This is a genomic window from Kibdelosporangium banguiense (assembly GCF_017876405.1).
Lineage (GTDB): Bacteria > Actinomycetota > Actinomycetes > Mycobacteriales > Pseudonocardiaceae > Kibdelosporangium > Kibdelosporangium banguiense.
This window is the reverse complement of the sequence record NZ_JAGINW010000001.1, coordinates 4039924-4058150: the sequence shown is the minus strand read 5'-3', so window position 1 is coordinate 4058150 and position 18227 is coordinate 4039924. Positions and strand designations below refer to the sequence as shown.

Annotated in this window: 17 protein-coding genes; 11 read left to right on the top strand and 6 right to left on the bottom strand. The window is 65.6% G+C overall.

Annotated elements, in window-relative coordinates:
- The first annotated feature begins 5 nt into the window (after nucleotides 1-5).
- The 4 genes from JOF56_RS19220 to JOF56_RS19205 are packed head-to-tail and all read left to right on the top strand — an operon-like array spanning nucleotide 6 to nucleotide 4928.
- Complete coding sequence (locus tag JOF56_RS19220; RefSeq protein WP_209639967.1) at nucleotides 6-1478, top strand: ArnT family glycosyltransferase; 1473 nt, start codon at nucleotides 6-8, stop codon at nucleotides 1476-1478.
- On the top strand, nucleotides 1475-2833 hold the full coding sequence (locus JOF56_RS19215; protein ID WP_209639964.1) for an alkaline phosphatase family protein: 1359 nt from the start codon (nucleotides 1475-1477) through the stop codon (nucleotides 2831-2833). Before JOF56_RS19220 ends, JOF56_RS19215 begins: the two co-directional genes overlap by 4 nt.
- The gene (locus tag JOF56_RS19210; RefSeq protein ID WP_209639962.1) at nucleotides 2830-3858 is read left to right on the top strand and encodes a hypothetical protein; all 1029 of its coding nucleotides are present in this window, start codon (nucleotides 2830-2832) and stop codon (nucleotides 3856-3858) included. Before JOF56_RS19215 ends, JOF56_RS19210 begins: the two co-directional genes overlap by 4 nt.
- Nucleotides 3855-4928: an endo-1,3-alpha-glucanase family glycosylhydrolase gene (locus tag JOF56_RS19205; protein ID WP_209639959.1), complete on the top strand. Its 1074-nt coding sequence runs from the start codon at nucleotides 3855-3857 to the stop codon at nucleotides 4926-4928. Before JOF56_RS19210 ends, JOF56_RS19205 begins: the two co-directional genes overlap by 4 nt.
- A 376-nt stretch (nucleotides 4929-5304) precedes the next feature.
- On the opposite strand, the gene JOF56_RS19200 is transcribed toward JOF56_RS19205, so the two are convergent.
- Complete coding sequence (locus JOF56_RS19200) at nucleotides 5305-5709, bottom strand: DUF4142 domain-containing protein (protein ID WP_209639957.1); 405 nt, start codon at nucleotides 5707-5709, stop codon at nucleotides 5305-5307.
- Nucleotides 5710-5734: 25 nt separating this feature from the next.
- Here JOF56_RS19200 and JOF56_RS19195 point away from each other — a divergent pair, with 25 nt between their 5' ends.
- From JOF56_RS19195 to JOF56_RS19185, 3 genes are all read left to right on the top strand, one after another.
- Nucleotides 5735-5881, top strand: coding sequence for a hypothetical protein (locus tag JOF56_RS19195; RefSeq protein WP_209639954.1), 147 nt, complete (start codon nucleotides 5735-5737; stop codon nucleotides 5879-5881).
- Between the two features lie 572 nt (nucleotides 5882-6453).
- Nucleotides 6454-6891 carry a hypothetical protein gene (locus JOF56_RS19190; protein ID WP_209639951.1) on the top strand — a complete coding sequence of 146 codons (438 nt, stop codon included), beginning with the start codon at nucleotides 6454-6456 and terminating at the stop codon, nucleotides 6889-6891.
- A 104-nt stretch (nucleotides 6892-6995) separates the two neighbouring features.
- Nucleotides 6996-8396: a hypothetical protein gene (locus JOF56_RS19185; protein ID WP_209639948.1), complete on the top strand. Its 1401-nt coding sequence runs from the start codon at nucleotides 6996-6998 to the stop codon at nucleotides 8394-8396.
- 128 nt (nucleotides 8397-8524) lie between these two features.
- On the opposite strand, the gene JOF56_RS19180 is transcribed toward JOF56_RS19185, so the two are convergent.
- Nucleotides 8525-10012, bottom strand: a complete 1488-nt coding sequence (locus tag JOF56_RS19180) for a hypothetical protein (RefSeq protein WP_209639946.1) — start codon at nucleotides 10010-10012, stop codon at nucleotides 8525-8527.
- A gap of 487 nt (nucleotides 10013-10499) precedes the next feature.
- Between JOF56_RS19180 and JOF56_RS19175 the strand changes: the two genes are divergently transcribed.
- Nucleotides 10500-11600, top strand: a complete 1101-nt coding sequence (locus tag JOF56_RS19175) for a glycoside hydrolase family 99 protein (RefSeq protein ID WP_245378308.1) — start codon at nucleotides 10500-10502, stop codon at nucleotides 11598-11600.
- An 18-nt stretch (nucleotides 11601-11618) separates the two neighbouring features.
- Here JOF56_RS19175 and JOF56_RS19170 read toward each other — a convergent pair whose 3' ends face one another.
- Nucleotides 11619-11849, bottom strand: a complete 231-nt coding sequence (locus tag JOF56_RS19170) for a three-helix bundle dimerization domain-containing protein (RefSeq protein WP_372448384.1) — start codon at nucleotides 11847-11849, stop codon at nucleotides 11619-11621.
- Between the two features lie 323 nt (nucleotides 11850-12172).
- Here JOF56_RS19170 and JOF56_RS19165 point away from each other — a divergent pair, with 323 nt between their 5' ends.
- Both JOF56_RS19165 and JOF56_RS19160 read left to right on the top strand, forming a co-directional pair.
- Nucleotides 12173-12616, top strand: coding sequence for a hypothetical protein (locus JOF56_RS19165; protein ID WP_209639941.1), 444 nt, complete (start codon nucleotides 12173-12175; stop codon nucleotides 12614-12616).
- Nucleotides 12606-13577: a metallophosphoesterase family protein gene (locus JOF56_RS19160; protein WP_209639938.1), complete on the top strand. Its 972-nt coding sequence runs from the start codon at nucleotides 12606-12608 to the stop codon at nucleotides 13575-13577. Before JOF56_RS19165 ends, JOF56_RS19160 begins: the two co-directional genes overlap by 11 nt.
- A 31-nt stretch (nucleotides 13578-13608) precedes the next feature.
- On the opposite strand, the gene JOF56_RS19155 is transcribed toward JOF56_RS19160, so the two are convergent.
- On the bottom strand, nucleotides 13609-14487 hold the full coding sequence (locus JOF56_RS19155; protein WP_209639935.1) for a sensor histidine kinase: 879 nt from the start codon (nucleotides 14485-14487) through the stop codon (nucleotides 13609-13611).
- Nucleotides 14488-14489: 2 nt separating this feature from the next.
- Nucleotides 14490-15179: a winged helix-turn-helix domain-containing protein gene (locus tag JOF56_RS60170; RefSeq protein WP_209639932.1), complete on the bottom strand. Its 690-nt coding sequence runs from the start codon at nucleotides 15177-15179 to the stop codon at nucleotides 14490-14492.
- Between the two features lie 147 nt (nucleotides 15180-15326).
- Here JOF56_RS60170 and JOF56_RS19145 point away from each other — a divergent pair, with 147 nt between their 5' ends.
- Nucleotides 15327-17162, top strand: coding sequence for a hypothetical protein (locus JOF56_RS19145; protein WP_209639929.1), 1836 nt, complete (start codon nucleotides 15327-15329; stop codon nucleotides 17160-17162).
- Nucleotides 17163-17743: 581 nt separating this feature from the next.
- On the opposite strand, the gene JOF56_RS19140 is transcribed toward JOF56_RS19145, so the two are convergent.
- Nucleotides 17744-18211 (bottom strand): hypothetical protein, encoded by a 468-nt coding sequence (locus JOF56_RS19140; RefSeq protein ID WP_209639926.1) that lies wholly within the window; start codon nucleotides 18209-18211, stop codon nucleotides 17744-17746.
- Nucleotides 18212-18227: the final 16 nt, after the last annotated feature.

The window sequence follows — 18227 nt, the reverse complement described above, 5'->3', positions numbered from 1 at the left end:
TGGCAATGGCGCTCATCGTGGGAGCCGGTGGCTTCGTGCGCGTGTGGGCACTGGGCGAGGTCGGCTTCAACAGCGACGAGGCCGTCTACGCCGGACAGGCCGCCGCGCTGGCCGGTGATCCCGCGCTGGCCGGGCTGTTCCCGGTCTTCCGGGCGCATCCGTTGCTGTTCCAGGCAATGTTGTCGTTCGGGTTCCCCGCCTCTGTGAGCGACACTGGCACCCGATTGCTGTCCGTCGCCTTCGGCCTGTCCACAGTGGTCACTGTGTACCTGCTCGGCAAGCTGCTTTACGGCCGGAAGGTCGGGTTGACGGCGGCGTTCTTCCTGGCAGTCATGCCCTACCACGTGGTGGTCACCCGCCAGGTGCTGCTCGACGGACCGGAGACCTTCTTCGCAGCAGTCGTCTTGTACTGCACAGCGCGGTTCTGCGCCGAGCGGACCCCGCGGTGGCTCTACTGCGCTGCCGCCGTCATGGGGCTCACCCTGCTGACCAAGGAGAGCGCCGCCATCCTGGTGGCCGCGCTGTTCGTGTTCTTCGTGCTCCGCCGGGAGTTCCGCATCCGGCTGCGTGACCTGCTGGTCGCGCTCGTCATCCTGGCCGCAGTCGTCGTCGCGTATCCGCTGTCGCTCAGCCTGTCCGGCTGGACCAGCACCGGGCAGAACTACCTGGTATGGCAGCTGTTCCGGCGTGCCAACCATGGGATCTCGTTCTATGCCGAAACCGTGCCTCCGGCGATCGGGCCGGCCTTGATCGTACTCGCCGCCGGCGGCCTCTGGCTGCTGCGCGGGCAAAGCACATGGCGCGAATGGCTGTTGGTCTGCTGGATAGTCGTACCGCTCGTGTTCTTCCACCTGTGGCCGGTAAAGGGATACCAGTACCTCTTGCCGATCACGCCCGTCGTGACAGTGCTGGCGGCACGAGCAGGAGTACATGTGGCCGTGCCATGGCTGTCGGCTCGCCGTCCCGCGGTGGCCCAGCGGGTCCGGGCAGCCGCGATCCTCGCTGTCGGCGCAAGCCTGGCGGTGCCGGCCTGGCTGGCCGTGAATCCGGCACCGAGCACTACGTTTCTGGCCGGCTCCGGCGGAGTGCCTGCAGGCCGGGAGGCCGGGAGATGGATCGCGGCCAACCTGCCCGAGGGCAGCCGGTTGATCACGGTCGGCCCGTCGATGGCCAACCTGGTGCGATTCTACGGGCACCGTAAGGCCTTCGCGTTGTCCGTGAGCCCCAACCCGTTGTCCCGCAATCCATCCTATGAGCCGGTTGACAACCCTGACCGGGCACTGCGCGACGGCGACCTGCAGTACGTGGTGTGGGACGCGTTCTCGGCCGCCCGTGCGCCGTTCTTCGGCGAGCGGTTGATGCGCTACGTGCACAAGTACGACGGTGTCGCTATCCACACCGAAACGATCGAAGTCGCCGGGGCTGACGGCCGGACCACACCGAAACCCGTGATCATCGTCTATGAGGTGCGACCTTGACCACTCGTCGTCTCGCAAGGGTACTGGCCGTGCTTGTCATTCTGGCCACGCTGGCGGCCTGGCCGGCCGCCGCCGGGCCGGCACGCGCGACCCGCACGCCGATCAAGCACTTCGTGGTGCTCATGCAGTCCAACCACTCCTTCGACAACTACTTCGGTACCTACCCCGGCGCGGACGGCATTCCCGCCGGCACCTGTATGCGGCTGAGCAAGGACAACTCCAGCTCGAACGGCTGCGTCCGTCCGTTCCGGCTGGGCAATCAGTCGCCGGATCACCTTGATCACAACCCGGCCACCCAGCGCGCCCAGTACGCGGACGGAAGGATGGACGGTTTCGTCTCTGCATACCGGGAAAAGGGCCTCGACGGCGCCAAGGCGATGGGCTACTACGACGCGAATGACCTGCCCTACTACTGGAACGTCGCCGAGAGGTACACCCTGTTCGACCGGTTCTTCAGCTCCGCGACCACCGGCAGCCGCCGCAACCACTTCTACTGGGTCGCCGGCGTGCCTACGCCGGACAGCAGCGAACGCGTACCACAAGGCGGCTACGGCGACATCCCGACGATCTTCGACCGGCTCGAAAAGGCCGGTGTGCCGTGGAAGTTCTACGTGGAGAACTACGACCCGAAGATCACCTACCGCACCCCGGGCAACGGTCCCCTTGCCGGGCAGACGACCAGAGTGCCGTTGCTGAACTACGCCCGATTCCTCGACGATCCCACGCTGTTCGGCAAGATCGTCGACCTGACCCAGTACTACACGGACCTTCGCAACGGCACGCTGCCCGCGGTGGCCTACGTCGTGTCGTCAGGGTCGAGTGAGAATCCGCCGAGCCGGGTGCAGGCCGGCCAGACCCTCGTCCGCAAGATGACCGCCGGGCTGGCGAAGAGCCGCCATTGGTCGAGTTCGGCGTTCATGTGGACCTACGACGGCTGGGGCGGCTGGTACGACCACGTCCCACCGCCCAAAGTGGACAATTACGGCCTCGGCTTCCGGGTGCCGGCCCTGCTGGTCAGCGCCTACTCCCGGCGCGGGCACATCGAGCACACGCAACTGGATCACACCGCGGTGCTCAAGTTCATCGAGGACAACTGGCGCGTGGCGCCGCTGGGCGAACGGGACGCCCGCTCGGCGGGAATCACCGGGGCGTTCGACTTCGCCTCGCCGCCAAGGCCGCCGGAACTGCTGGACACAGATCGCGCCGCCGCACCGCCGACGGTCCACCCGGCGATGATCGTCTACCTCAGCTACGGCGGCGCTGTGGCGCTCGCACTGCTGAGTTGCTTCGGGGGCACACCCGTCCGCCGATGGCTCACACACAGGCGACGTCCCGTCGAGGAGCGTATCCAATGAGGGCGGTCGGATGGATTGGAGTCATGGCGCTCGCGGCCATCGCCATCGTCGGCTCCCCCTCGACGGTCTCGGCGGCGCGACCGCCGGCGCAGAACGTTCTCGAAGTGGTCACCGTGCCGCCATTGCCGTCCGCCAAGTTCACATTGGACGGCAAGCCACTGGTGACCGACGACAAAGGTGTGGCGCGCGCGACTGTGCGGCGCAGCCGGGACAAGCACCAGCTTCAACTGCTCACGCCGCACCTGGACATACCCGGCGGATCCGCCGACTTCGTCCGTTGGGTCGGGCGCGGTGACGCCCACCCGGGATTCACCCCGTCCCTGCCCAACCTCGTAATCGGGCGCAACACACGGATCCAGGCCGCGTTCCAGTCCACCCGGATCGTTCGCTACGACTTCGTCGACCAGGCCCGCAACCCGGTCGCACCGGATCGGATCACCTCGCTGACCATCCGCAGCGACTCCGGTCAGCACTTGACCCTGGAGGGTGGCCGACCGGTCAGGCTGACCGCCGTGCGGCCGGTGCTGGAAGCCGGTTCCGCAGTCGGCAAAGAGGTGACGTACTACTTGCAGAGTGTCGTAATCGACGGCACGAACGTAGTCAATGCCGGTGAACAGCGGCTGATGCCCAACCGGACGGCCGACGCAAAGTTCGTCGTGCTGTTGCGGTCGGTGCGTTTCCAGGTCCGCGACTGGCTTTTCGGCGACCCGCTCGCCAGCGCGATCGAACTGACCTATCCGGACGGTCGCGCCGAGCGGTTGACCGCCGGCCTCGACGGTGACGCGGAACTGGAGAACCTCGCCCGGGGCGACTACCAGGTCAAGGCCTCCGGGTCCGGCTACTCACAGGCCCGGGAGATCGCGTTGTCCCGCAGCCAGTATGTCGAGCTTCCCGTAGTGACCTATGTGGACGTGGTGACACTGACGGGCGCCGCACTGGCGATGCTGACTGTGCTCATCGTGGTGGGCAGGCGGCTCGTGGTGGGCAGGCGGCGGCTGCGCAAGCGATCGAGGACGGTCGCGTGATACGACTGTCCGCCCTGCTGTCCGCCGCCCTGCTGTCGGTCCTGCCGCCCCACCCGGCGGCAACCGGCCTGCTTGCCGGACCTCCGGTGCTGGCGTACTACTACATCTGGTACGACAAGACGTCGTGGGATCGAGCGAAAACCGACTATCCAAGCCTGGGCCGCTATTCCAGCGACGACACCGGCGTGATGCGTCAGCACATCCGGGCTGCCAAGAGCGCCGGTATCACCGGGTTCATCGTCAGCTGGAAGTCCACTCCCGCCCTGGATCGCAGACTGGCGATGCTGGTGGGTGTGGCCCGGACGGAGGACTTCACGCTCTCGATCATCTACCAGGCGCTGGACTTCGATCGTAACCCCCTGCCTACCGACCGGGTGGCCGCCGACCTGCTGCGGTTCGAGGAGCGCTACGCGGCCGACCCGGTGTTCGCCGTGTTCGGCAAGCCGCTCGTAATCTGGTCGGGGACTTGGAAATTCTCAGTCGAGGACATCGCCCGCGCCACCGGGCCTGTGCGCGACCGGCTGCTGGTCCTCGGCTCGGAGAAAAGCCCTGAAGGCTACGAACGCATTGCCTCCGCAGTGGACGGTGACGCGTACTACTGGTCCTCCGTCGATCCTCAGCGCGACAGAAGCGCGGAAACCAAGCTCGCAGCCATGAGCGCGACCGTACATCGGAACAAGGGACTGTGGATCGCACCGTTCGCACCAGGATTCGACGCACGGGTCATCGCCGGCAAGCGCGTGGTCGACCGGCAGGACGGCGAGACGCTGCGACGCCAGTACGCGGCCGCGATCAAGTCGTCTCCGGACGCTGTCGGTCTGATCAGCTGGAACGAGTTCAGCGAGAACTCCCATATCGAACCCAGCGTCACGCACGGCGACCGTTATCTGGCCGTGCTTCGGGACATCACACGCACGCCGACGCCCACTCTCAGCCCTCTTGCGGAGGATTCCAGCGACGCGGGCGATCCACGCGGATTCCCGTTCGGGCTGGTCGTGGCCGGTGGCGCGGTTCTGCTGCTCAGCATCCTGCTCATCCTGTCGATCCGGCGCCGCCACACCCGGTCTTAGTGGGGTCGCTTTCGGAAGTTCTTTCCGGGTCGTGAAGACCCGATCAGAAGGGGTTGTCCAGGTAGAGGCGGCTGTCCCCCGGCTACAGTAAGTCGCGAGCGTCCTCCCCGGCGTGAACGCCAGGGGTATCCGCCGACTGGAGTTCAGATGAACCGCAGCCACCGAGCATGCGAACGCGCACGCTCGATGGCTGCGTGTAACTCAGAATGCTTGCGGGAACGAGCCACAGTCACGGAAACCGAACCGTCCCGCTGGATCATGATTTCTGCGACAAACGCCATCGCGGTCCACGAATCGCACCGTTGACCGCTGCGGCCGAACAGACCACCGTATCCACTTTGGACAAACTGTCGTCAGTGGTGCGGCCGGCGAGTGGTCAGCAGTGGCGCTCGGCCTCGTTGAGCAGTTTCAGGTGGCGCATGACGACCGGAACGGCCGCGGCCGCCAGCGCCTTCACTTCCGGCGAGCGTCCGTGCCGCAGTTGCTGCCTGCCCAGTTTGATCGCTTCGCGAACCCCGGCAGCCCGCATCCGCAGCCAGGCGGCATCGAACTCGCGCCCGGACAGCGCCGCCAGTTCGGCAAGCTGCTTTCGCGCTTGCGCATCTGGGGCATCCGGCAGTCGTACATCGAACTTGTCCGCCAGAGACTGGACATCGTTGTCTATTCGGGAGTGGTCCTCAATGAACACGTGGGCAATCCGGTTGACCACCTCACACCGCCCCTTCTGCAATGCCAGCCGTCCCGCCTTGATCTCTGCGAGGTTGCCCTGATGCACCGTCATGAGGAACATCCGATCCTGTTCCGATATGGCAGCCACCGCGTCGGTGCCGGAGTCCGCGTGTGACGGTGCGAACGACGAATGGGCTGGTATCGCCCGCGTCGGAGAGGCTGCGTGGGCGATGGCGGATGTCGGCAGCATGAGCGTGCCGACCAGGCCGGCGATGGCCAGGTAAGGCGTGGGTTTCATCGTCCTCCTTTGTTGATAACGCAGGGTGCCCAGACTGGCGAGTGGCCAGCCGGCGGCAAAGGGGCCATTTACCTGGCCTTCGAAAGGGCGGATTCCTCATCCCCGCATAACCTTCGAGGAGCCACGGGCAGTAGCCGAGTAATTGGCCTCTTGCCGAAATCTGACGTGATAAACAAGCTGATATCGGCACGGCTTGGACTCATCCAGCCCGGCGACTCCGGCAGGTCACGACGGCTGGCCCCGGTCAACCGGCCGTTTCCAAGCCTTGCCAGACCAGGCCGCGCCGCACGAGGTCGACGGATCCGGGAACCTCGCGTGGAGGATGGACTCCGGCGTGTTCGGATCCGGCGCCTGCCCGGTGCACCTGCTGATGCCCAGCCACGAGCACCTGCGGCTGGCCCGGGGTGAGACCGCCGTGCCGGCAATGCCCCGCCTGAGCTTGTGCAGCGAGGGCTCAGTGCCGCCGAGATGTCGTCGATTCGCTGCGAGCCGCTCGCCACGTACCCGGGCTGGAACCCCGCTGTGTGACACAGAAATCCACGAGAGGCAGGAGTGACCATGGCGTCGGAACCCGCCTCTCGGCGCTATCGCGTCCACCTGATCCAGGCCGGCCGGGCCGACCATGTCACTGCGGTTGCCGCCCTGCTCGACGGCGCTCACGCCGACGAGTTGCGGAACATCAGCAGTCCGGCCACATTGCAGGAATTCTTGCAACAACCCGACTTCGAGATCCCCGACGGCACACCCATCATCCGCCTCGACCTCACCGACGACGCCGAGTTCTGGCGACATTTCCGTCAAGGCCCCCACCTCAACAGCACGCAACCACTGGGCACAGTGTCGCCACCCGGCACCGATGCGCCCATTGCTTACGCCGGACAGACGGCCACTGAGCTGCACGGCTGGTGGGTCGCCGCCGACGTCTACGGCCAACTGGCCGCACAGGCAGGTCTCGTCGTCGAACACACCACCAGCCACATCACCCGTCGCGGCTAAACTGGTACCGAGATCCGACACGACCGCCACTGCACATGGCATACATGAGCGTCTGGCGGCCACCGGCTCCCGACGAACAACGCCACTCAGGCGGGAGCATCACATTGGCTGAGTTCACAGTCGCGCACAAGCGGGTCGACATCACCCCCACCGCGGCGAATGGGCAGAACCCTTGGATGTCCGGCTACGGCTGGAAACCGCGTGGCAACCGGCACTATGTCGTGAATAGGTCGCTACACGCCGACTGTGCCGTGCTGCAGCCAGACTCCGGCAACCCGCTGATCATGGTGCGAGTCGATGTGGTGAGCGTGCCGTCGTTCATCTATCGCAGGCTCCGCGATCACGTGGTGAGCATGCGCAAGACCGATGAGGCGTCGTTCCTGCTGGTCTCCAGTCATACCCATTCCGGGCCGGCGCTGCCACGGGAACCGGACCCGTACAGCCTGTTCGGCCTGACCGGACGGCAGCTCGAACGGATCAACGCCTACGGGGAGTGGCTGATCAACGAGCTGATCAAGCTGATCGACCGTACCGCGGCGGAGCCAGGCGTCGGCGTGATCCTGAAGTACGGCGTCGGTGAGGAACGCGGAATCTCCGTCAATCGGACTGGGCTGTCATGGGTGCTCGACGACGTGCAGACTCTGGTCGCGTATCGAGACCGCACGAACACGCCCGAGCTCGCACTCCTGGGCTTTGCCTGTCACCCCGTCTCCTGGGGTGAACAACCGGTGTACGACACCGATTACCCGGGCGTCGCCACCCAGGTCCTGGAGAACTCCCTGGAGTGCCCGGTCATGTTCTTCACCGGCTGCGCGGGTGACCAAAACCCGTACCGCAACGACGGCGACGCGGCCGTCGTGGAGATCGGCACCCGAATCGGCAACGCCGCGCTCACGAAGATCAACTCTGGGCTCTCCCCGGTGTCCGGGCCTGTCAGGACCGTTTTCCGGAGAGTTCAGCTCCCGCTGGCAGTCAACCTGGCCGACTGTGCGACCCGCGCCGGCGTGAACAACAGATACGGGCAGGAAAAGGCGGCCGCGGAAGCCAGAGGCGATCTGCCTGTGGCCCGGTTCTGCGAGGTGATGCAAGCCGAACTGGCCGACGTGACATCGCCGACGGTGGTGTCGCTGCCCGTGCAGTACTGGAAGTTCGGCACCGATTTCGGCATCCTGGCTCTCGGCGGTGAAGTGCTCTCCGGCTACCACGTCGGCCTGCACAGATTGGTGCAGGACAGCGGCGTGCGGCTGTGGGTCATGGCCTACGCCGACGAGATCCCTTGCTACATCCCGGCGGACGACGTGCTCTGGCATTCGGGCGACGCGCGCATGCACTACGAGTCCGGCTGGGTCGACGACCCGACGTTCACCGGCTTCTACACGAGTTTGATGGCCTACGGCTGGCCGGTTCCGCTGGCTTCCTCACAGCCGGTCGGAACGTCCCCGGCGACACCGGAAAGCGCCGAAGGCCGGCTTATGGCCACGTGCCGGAACATTCTCGGCAGGTGAGCAACCGGCAGACAACCGAATGCCGAGCCGGTCACAGACTCGGCCGCTTTCCGGTCAGCCAGGGGGAATTGATCACGATGGCTCGTTTTCACCGTCGCGACTTCTTGCAGAGCGCACTACCGTAACCGCTAGTTGGTCAGCTGGCCGGTTATCTGGTGCACGGCGTACTGGAGTCCCGGATCGGCTGGCATCTCGTCGACGAAGTACCACCAGTACCCGCCGCCGACGCTGCGCTGGTAGCCCAATGCGGCCCGGTAGTAGTACGCGGCCAGCGCTCGCCGGGCCCTGGCAACGTCGTGGGGATCGAAGGCCCAGTACAGCTTCGAGGTGTCCGCCGCCCAGTAGCCGAGCTCGCCCAGGCCGACCTTCTTGCCGGCGAACTCGTCGAGCAGCGTTGTCATCACCTGGTCGAAGGCCAGGCCCAAGGGAGCGTCCTCCACCCAGGTCGACAGCAGCACTGTGTCGATGTTCCGCCGGATCTGCGGGGTCAGATTCGCCCTGGCCCAGTTGAAGGTCGACCACTCCGGGCTGTCGGTGCCGATCTGCCAGTACAGGGTGAGCACCACCATGGCATCCGGCCGCTGCCGGCGTACGTACAGCGCTGCCTGATCGACCTTGGTGATGATGCGGTCCTCGTGGGGGACCTGTTGCTCGGTGCATGTGCCCTGCTCGTCGGTCTTGCGATCGAGCCAGCAGCCGTTCACCTCGTTGCCGACCTCCCAGGCGTCTATCCATGGGAAGGCGGTCACATACGCCCTTACCCGGGTCAGATACTCCTCGGTGGTGTACCGGTTCGCGAAGTGGGAGTCCACCGGCTGGCCGAGGATCTTCAACCCGGCGGCGCGGGCCGTTTCGACTGCCTGCCGATAGACCTCGGGATCAGGGTGCCCGCGGTCGTTCTCGCCGTCTACCCCCGGGTCGAACACGATGCGGACCCAGCCGTATGACCCGCTGATACGCCGCGCGAGCGTCGACCACTCCTCAGGCGTGCCGATCGTGTCCACGGTCAGGCCGATCTGCGGGTCGGTGCGGTGGCTCCTGGCGTACTGGGGCCCGTACTCCGCCAGCAGCGTGTCCAGGGCCAGGTGGATCGAGTCGAGCGCGAGCTGGCCGTACTTGCCGCGGTCGCTGTCGGTGCGCGCGTGCCGGGCGCTGCTCAGGTTCGATTCGGCCGCCGCGTACGCGGCGGCCCAGTCACCCGAGCGGGGGTAGTCCGGCCGGGCGTCCAGCGCCGCGTCCAGCCGTCGCATGGCATCGACCGCCGCCTGGTAGTTGAACACGACCGTGCCTCCCGCACGGAAACCGGCGCCGCCATCGTCGAGGACCACGAACGAGAAACCCCGTTGGGTCGGCCAGTTGACCGCGAAGGCGACCGGACGGCCGGGGATGTCGAACTGCCACCGTCTCGGCATGCCCTCCTCGTACAACGGCTGCGTCGCGAGATTCTGCATGGTGGCCGGATCGAGCAGGGTGTCGCTGTCGTGTTCGCCGGTGCCGTGCATCACCGACCTCACCTCGTCGGCGAACAGTTCGGTGCCCGAGCCTTGGGCATCGTAGAACTTCAGCGTCACGGTGTTGCCGACACTCGGAGCTGAGCTGGAGACCACCGTGCCCACGACAAGCACTCCGACGCAAAACCAACCGCCAACGCGTGCGAAACGACTCATCATCCCGTCGATCGTCCCGCCAAAGCCGCGCCGAGGGGAAGCGGCCAGCACTCTGTCCAGTGTGGATGACAGCGCGCAATGGATACCACGTCGACAGCCTGACACTCCCGGATGGGCGGGTGAAGGGCTACGTGTGGCGCAGAATCGCCGTTGTCATGATTGGGCCAATACTGGCAGCGGTGAGTCCGGGCCGGATCACGTGGTCACGGACGAACCGGCGTTCCACACTCCACAGTGGACAGGTGTGGGTCATGGCCACGTCACCCAAGTCACGAGCGACAAGTCGGCGGGGCCTCGGGCAATCGCGCCGGCTGTCGCCGGGCTCCACCGCGACCATCTCAACCTCGGCCACAGCACCCTCACCATCGGCCCTGACACAGACGTTGACTTACCATCATCACCATCTGGCAACGGCGGCAGAGGATTGAGGGCGGACATGCGAATGCTGCGAAGCGTGGCCGGTCTGCTGGTCCTGCTGCTCACTTTTGGTTGGGTCTCCGTGCCGGTGGCCTCGGGTGTGGTGGTGCAGGCGGTAGCGGCCGACGTTCATCTCTTCTACTACCCGTGGTACGGCAGCCCGTCGGTGAACGGGAGCTATCGGCATTGGCAGCAAGGCGGTCGCACGCCGCCCAAGGACATCGGCGCGGACTTCTACCCGGTGCTCGGCGCGTACGACTCGGCCGATACAACCATGATCGACCAGCACATGCGCTGGGTCCAGCGGTCCGGCGCGGGCACGATCGTGACCAGCTGGTGGGGCCAAGGGTCCTATGAGGACAATGCGGTGCCCGCGCTGCTGGCCGCCGCGGCACGACACGGCATCAAGGTGGCCTGGCATCTCGAGCCGTACTCCGGCCGGACCGCCGACTCCACGGTCGCCGACATCAACTACATCAACTACCGATATGGCGGCAGTCCGGCGTTCCACCGCGACGCCGCCCACGGCAACCGTGGCGCCTTCTACGTCTTCGAAAGCCTGCGGATCACCGACTGGACCGCCATCGAACAGGTCAAGCCGACGAGCATCGTGCTGGCCCAGACCACTGACACCAGTAAGGTCGCGCACTTCGGCGGGATGTACACCTACGACGGCATCGCGGGCGCGACCGCACCCGGCTGGAAGAACGCTTCCGGCTTCTGCAAGGCCAACGGCCTGGTGTGGGCGCCTTCTGTCGCGCCTGGCTACATCGACGACCGGGCAGTGCCCGGTAACACCACTCCCACGCTCAACCGTGACAACGGTGCGACGTACGACAAGCAGTGGAGCAATGCGTTGAATCCGGCGACCGGTGGGGCGCCGACGTGGGTCTCGGTCACCTCGTTCAACGAGTGGCACGAGGGATCCATCATCGAGCCGGCACGCTCGAATCCGCCCGTGGGCCAGGGATATCTGACGTTCCAAGGCGCCTATGGGCAGACCGGCGCCGCCGCGGAGACCGCGTATCTGGACCGGACCCGGTACTGGGTGCAGCGGTTCACCGGCGGGAGCGTGCCGCCGGCAAACCCCAGCCTCGGCGAAGGTCGCCTTCCCTTGTGAAGGTGACCTTCGCTGTGTCTACTGGGAAACGCCCTCATGTTCCAGACGATTGCGTACAGCTCTTTCGACGAGGATCGGCACGAAGGCCTGGACTGGCATGTCAGCGAAACGCTCCGCTTCGGCCTTGGTGTACTGCCGGATCCGGTCGGCTGGAATGTCCTTGTAGCGCTCGAGCAGCCGGTCCTGCACCCCGGCCAGGTAGGCACCGAACTGGCGGGTCAACTCGTCGATGGTGTGGTGGTGGGGCATCTCACTCACCGTTCCCGTTCATGGCGGTTCACGAGCCTCGTGTTGCCATTGAAACCTCCGGAATATGAAAGGAAGATGAACCTCGGCTGGTAGGCCGTTGCTGTGTTTGGTCCCGGCGGCGGTCCTGACACGATCAAGACACCCGGCGTTCGTCTCCAGGAATCGACCAGTAGGTTCCCGTTCACCTCGATGTCCATCTTGATCTGCGACAAACTCTCTGGCCGATCGAACGCTCGGCTCTCGAGACGTTCGCCCACTCCGCCAACGAGTTTCATACGCAGGACGCTGGAGGTCCCGGTTTGACAAGAAGCAAGCACACAGACATGGCAGCGTTAGCCATCGCCGGCGTGCTGCTGAGCGGCGGTCTCTGGATGACATCGGGCGCGCCGCCGCAGGCGACAGCGGCACCGCCCGCCGAGAATCTCACCATCCAGCAATGGCTCAGCGGCCGCGAGGCGCTCCAGATCAAGCTCAACAACACGCTCGTCGAGGCACGGCAGCTGGCCGCACCGTCCGCCCGGACGACCTCGATATGCCAGAAGCTGGCTCGTGTGTCGCAGCAGTTGCTGCACGGCGGGCGTGCACCGCACCCACACCTCGACACAGCCGCCAACGTAGGCATCATGCAGTTCACCCAGGCCGCACAGGCATGCCTGGCGGGGGACTTCCCACAGATGCGGCGCCAGATCGACGACGGAACGACGCTGCGCGCCGAGGCGCAGGACACCCTGGATCAGCTCCTGCACGGAGAGCACAATGACCACTAAATCCCGCATCGCGGCCCTGTGCGGTGTCCTTGTCGTGCTCGGCCTCACGACAGTCACGGCCCCACCACACGTTTTGGCCGATCCCCCGCCGCCGCGCGATCCTGTGGTCGTCGCAGCAGGCGACATCGCGTGCTCGCCGTCCGATCCGAACTTCAGCAACGGTCTCGGCACGCCGGGACACTGCCGCATGAAGACCACGTCGGACCTCGTCCTCGGGATCGCCCCGGCCTCCGTGTTCATGCTCGGTGACGCCCAGTACCACGGCGGTTCGCTCGCCGACTTCAACGCCGGCTATGCCCCGTCGTGGGGCCGGCTGAAACCGATCACGCGCCCGGCGATCGGCAACCACGAATACGTCACGCACGGTGGCAGTGGGTACTTCACCTTCTTCGGCAACGCCGCGACCCCACGACAGCCAGGGTGTGCCAAGGACTGCGAAGGCTGGTACAGCTTCGACGTGGGCAAGTGGCACGTGGTGGTGCTGAACTCCGAGTGCACGAAGATCAGCGGCGGCACGGGATGCGCCGTCGGGTCACCGCAGCAGCAATGGCTGGCCGCCGACCTCGCGGCGCATCCGGCCAAGTGCACCGCGGTACTGCAACACCGGCCACGGTGGAGTTCCAACAGCTTCGCCAGCGCGGACGTGGCACCACTGGTGGACACCATGTACGCGGGCGGTGTGGATCTCCTGCTGGCCGGGCATTCCCACAGCTATGAACGGTTCGCGCCGCAAACCCCATCCGGGGTACCGGACGACGCCCGCGGGATCCGCGAGATCGTGGTCGGCACGGGTGGCGCGTTCTACACCGGATTCGCCAAGGTCATGCCGAACAGTCTGGTACGCAAGGACAAAATCTTCGGTGTCCTCAAGCTCACCCTGCGCCCGGACAGCTATGACTGGGCTTTCGTGGCGGCCCCCGAAACGCCGTTCACCGACTCCGGGACGGGACAGTGTCACTGATCCATGTGGGCGACTGATCTAACTGGACAGACTAAGAGGCTCCGTCACTCAGCGGAAGCACAAGGCGAACGTCGGCCCCGCCCTCCGGCCGGTTGGCGGCCTCGACCCGTCCACCGTGCAGGACGAGGACTGACCGCACGAGAGCCAGGCCGATGCCGTGGCCGCGGGCGTCGCCTCTGGTGAAGCGACGGAAGATGTGCGGCAGCAGATTCGGGTGGAACCCCGGTCCGTCGTCGGTGACCGTGATCACAACCTCTCCATCCTTTGTGGTCACGGTCACTCTGACGTGATCGGCACGATCGACAGCGTTGCGCAGCACGTTGTCCATCGCATGGCGAAGCAACGCGTAGTCCGCGTCGACCACGGCAGGGGTGGCGGAGAGCAGCTCGACCGGAGCGCCGCCGGCGACAGCCGAGGCGACGACCTCCTCAGCGAGCAGATCCAACCGCAGTGGAGCGCGGACCAGCTCGACTGATCCAGTCTCGATCCGGCTGAGGTCGAGTAGTAACAGGACGCCAGTGCTGGCCCGCTCGGCAGCCGCGCGGACCTCGGTGAGCGCGGACACGTAGTCCGCGGCGTCCCTCGGCCTGGACAGGGCATGGCTCGCTGACGCCTGAATGACCGCAAGGGGCGTACGCAGCTCGTGCGCCGCGTCGGCCAGGAAGTCCCGCTGGACACGCTGACTGAGCGTCACAGGTCGCATCATCCTGCCGGTGATCAACCAGACAGCCAGCACCAGCGTGGCGGCGACGCCGGCGACGGCGACGATGGCCCACCACGGATGGCTGACCATCACATCTGTCCCGCCGAGATCGCCGGCCGCGACGCAAACTCCCGCGCCACCAAGCACGAACACAACGAGCAACGCTGTGGTCAGTGTGAGGCGGGTCCGCAGCCGTCGCAGGTGCACTGTCAACTCCCGGTATCGGACGTACGACCAACGTACAAGTGATAACCGACTCGACGCACCGTTTCCAACCGTACATGTGAGGTCGAGAGATCGAGCTTGCGGCGCAAACTCGCCACGTGCACATCTACGACATTGGACAATCCGTCGTAGTTCATGTCCCACACCTGTTCGAGCAACTCGGCGCGGGTCACTACCTGCCCCAACCGGACCATCAGGTATCGCAGAAGGGTGAACTCCTTGGGGGTCAACGGAACGAGGACGCCCGAACGCCACACCTGGTGAGCCGCCATGTCCATGCGTATCTCTCCGGCCTCGATGCTGGTGTCGCCCAAGGTGACCGGGCGCCGCAGCAACGCCCGGACCCGCGCCGCGAATTCCGGAAAGTCAAAGGGCTTCGTGAGATAGTCGTCCGCTCCGGCATCCAGCCCGCGCACCTTGTCGGTCAACCCGTCTCGGGCGGTCAGCACGAGTACCCGGGTACGGCCCTCGGTTTTGAGCTGCCGGCACAACGCGAGCCCGTCCCCGTCCGGCAGGCCCAAATCCAGCACCACGAGCGCGTAGTCCGTGGCAGAACACGCTTCCTCCGCCACCGTCAACGTACTGACGTGATCGACCGCGTGTTTTTCGTCACGCAGCCCCCGAAGCAGGACAGCGGCCAACGCCGCGTCGTCTTCGACCACTAGTAGTCGCACTCCCCCAGTATCACCGCAGTTCGGCCATCCTCGGGGTCACTTGTCGTCCTTCATCATCCGTTCATGATCCACATGCAACCGTTTCCTTGTCCCAGGGCAGATCCCCGCGGGGCACCGACAGGAGCGGAGGCCATGAAGCAGATGTCCATGAGACGGAAACTGATGACCATCCTGACAACAGCGATGACGACAGTCGCGCTGACGGCAGGAGATGCGCAGGCCGGCAACAACCAGGTGCTGGTGGACTTCTACGCACTCGACAAAACGGGGGCGCCGGTACGGCTGAGCGTCGGCGACGGGCTCAAGGTGATCCACCACAGCTCGGAAAAGAACCCGGATGACGAGCGCTGGAGCGAAGTACTTCTCGACCCGGACACTTTGGAGGCGATCCCCGGCAAGGCAGGCCAGGTGCGGGTGACCGATGACGGCGCCGGTCACTTCCGGCTGACGTTCACCGCGCGGAAACTGCGGTCGGGCAAGGGACCGGCGCTGGCGCTGGCCTGGCCGACCGGTAAAGGCTATTCCTACGTGATCATGGACAACGGCGGCAAGGGATACGCCCAGGCGCCGGACAAACCGGTGGTCTTCAACTACCAGGCGGCCAAGGACATCGAGGACCAGCTGCGGGCACGGGTGGCCGCCGTCCCCGGCTACCGGCCGCCGGAGGCGTACACCAACGCGTTGACCCGGGCCACGAGCGAGCTCGGCAAGGTAGGCAATTCCTCGTCCCCGCCCACACAGGGACGACACGGCGAACGCGCACTCAATGCCCTGCATAGCGCGTATGACGCCTTCATAGCCGACTACGGGCCACGCGTCGCCCAGCAGCGGATGGTTGCGGCGCCACCTGGCCAGGACGCGCGACCGTGGCTGGGTACCACCATCGTCGAGTCGGAGTCGGTGCCGTTCTACGACAACGTCTGGCCTCGCATCGTCAAGGCCACCACCCCGCTGGGCAAGCAGTCAGGCTACGGCTGGGTACGGATCGTTTTCGAGTACGAGAATGGGACGACCGTCGACTTCGCCAGGTATGACACAGCAATCAGGAACGCCCACAAGGCGGGCCTGCGGGTGATGGGCGAGATCCTCGATTCGGCCGACGCGGCCAAGCTGACCACCGCGCAGTACCTGAAGCGGACACGCAACCTGCTCAAGCACTACGGGCGTTCAGCCGACCCGGGGCTGCGGATGGATGCTTGGGAGGTCGGCAACGAGGTCAACGGCTGCTGGGTCGACAACCCCGGCTGCGGTAAGCCGGTGCCCCAGGGTGACCGCATTCACGTCAAGGCCGGCGCGGCGGCGCGGGCGGTCAAGCAGGACAGCCCGACGACGCCCGTCACCCTGACGCTGTTCTGGGAGCTTGGCGCGTGGGGGCCGTCCACCGACCTGCGGGGCGGCCCGACTGCCCAGCAGACGCCCTGGGCGTACTCGCCGTTCAACTGGATCGCCCCCGGCTCGGACAATCTCCAATGGACAGACGGCGACGGGGTGAAACGTGACCTGATGGCCGACGTCGACGTCGTGCTGCTGTCGATCTATACCGACAACGCCCCGTTGGGCGTCTCCGTCGATCGGGTCATGTCCACTCTGGACAAGCGAGTGTCGGAACTGTCCAAGAAACTCAACAAGAAAATGAATGTCGGCGTCGGCGAACTGGGCTACTGGTGCGGACGCGCCGCGCGCCGGAAAGCGCCGGTGTACGAGTGGTGTGCGGACATGAACCGCGTGTGGCCGATGGGCGACGACGGTATGGGCAACGCCGGCATCGAGAAGGCTCGCTCCTACATGGTCGACCAGTACACCCGCGCGGCGCTGGCCACCGACCACGGCCTGGGCGGCGGCTTCTACTGGTACGCGCTGCAGGAGATGTTCCCGCAGAAGACCAAATCCGGCCTGTGTGCGGCGCTCAATGCGGTCACCGACGCAGTCGGCCCCAAGCCGGCCGACCAGTCCGGCATGGCGGCACCCGCGAAGCCCTGCTGACCTTCAGCGACATCAAGAGGCTCCGGGGTCGATCTCGGCGAGGGCGGAGAAACCACGTGCGGAAGCACGCGCATGGCGCGTGCTTCCGCTAAGTGTCGGTTCCTTCCCCCTCTGCACCGAATCGTCGATCAGTTGCCCAAGTTGGAGGAACAATGAAGACGATCTCCGTCGCGCTTGCCGCGACACTAGGTATGAGTCTCCCGTCAACCAGTATCGCGGCCCTGAGGGCCGACACCACCGATCCGGTTTCGCACGCCGGCACTCGCGTCACCGGCCACCAGCGGACTGTCGTCTCGTCACCGGATATCTGTCCACGAACGGGCGCGGAAAGGTTATGCGCCAACGCGGATGGTGGGCACCGCCGCAGCGCGATCGACCAGCAGGTCCCGCACCAACGGGCTGCCGAGGAGTTGATCGACCACCTCAATGCCATCGGCTGGCCCCAGGCGAGAAAGTACAACTGGTACCGGCAGGAACAGCAGGAGACCATCGTGCGATGGGGACAGCCTGGCCGGCCGTCCACCTACAAGAACGTCTCGCGATGCGCCTCGTTCGTCACCGAAACGCTGAAGCACACCTACTCACAGTGGGCCACCGACAGCTTTTTCAAAGCCCATTTCGGCAATTACAGCCCGTTCGCGCGCGACTACCACGACGCGATCGCGGATGACGCCAACCCGGTCCCGCACTTCAAGAAGATCACGAAAGTCACCGACCTGCGGCCGGGCGACCTCATTGCGATCAAGTATCCGGAGTCGAAAGACCCCACCGGCCACGTCATGCTGGTACGCCGAGTCACAGGCCTTGAGCAAACCGGCCCAGCCCTTGACGGCGTCAGGTCGTACGTAGTGGAGGTCATCGACACCACCAAAGAGGCGCACGGCAGCGTCGGCCAAAGTGGTGCCTACCGGGACACTCGGATCACCGCGAGCACAAAGGAAACCGGCGCCGGTTACGGCCATATGGTCTTCTACGCCAACAAGGATCGCACGTTCGCCGGGTACCGGTGGAGCGTGGCCAGCCATCAGATCGTCCCGGTGCAGATGCACCCCATCATCGCGGCCA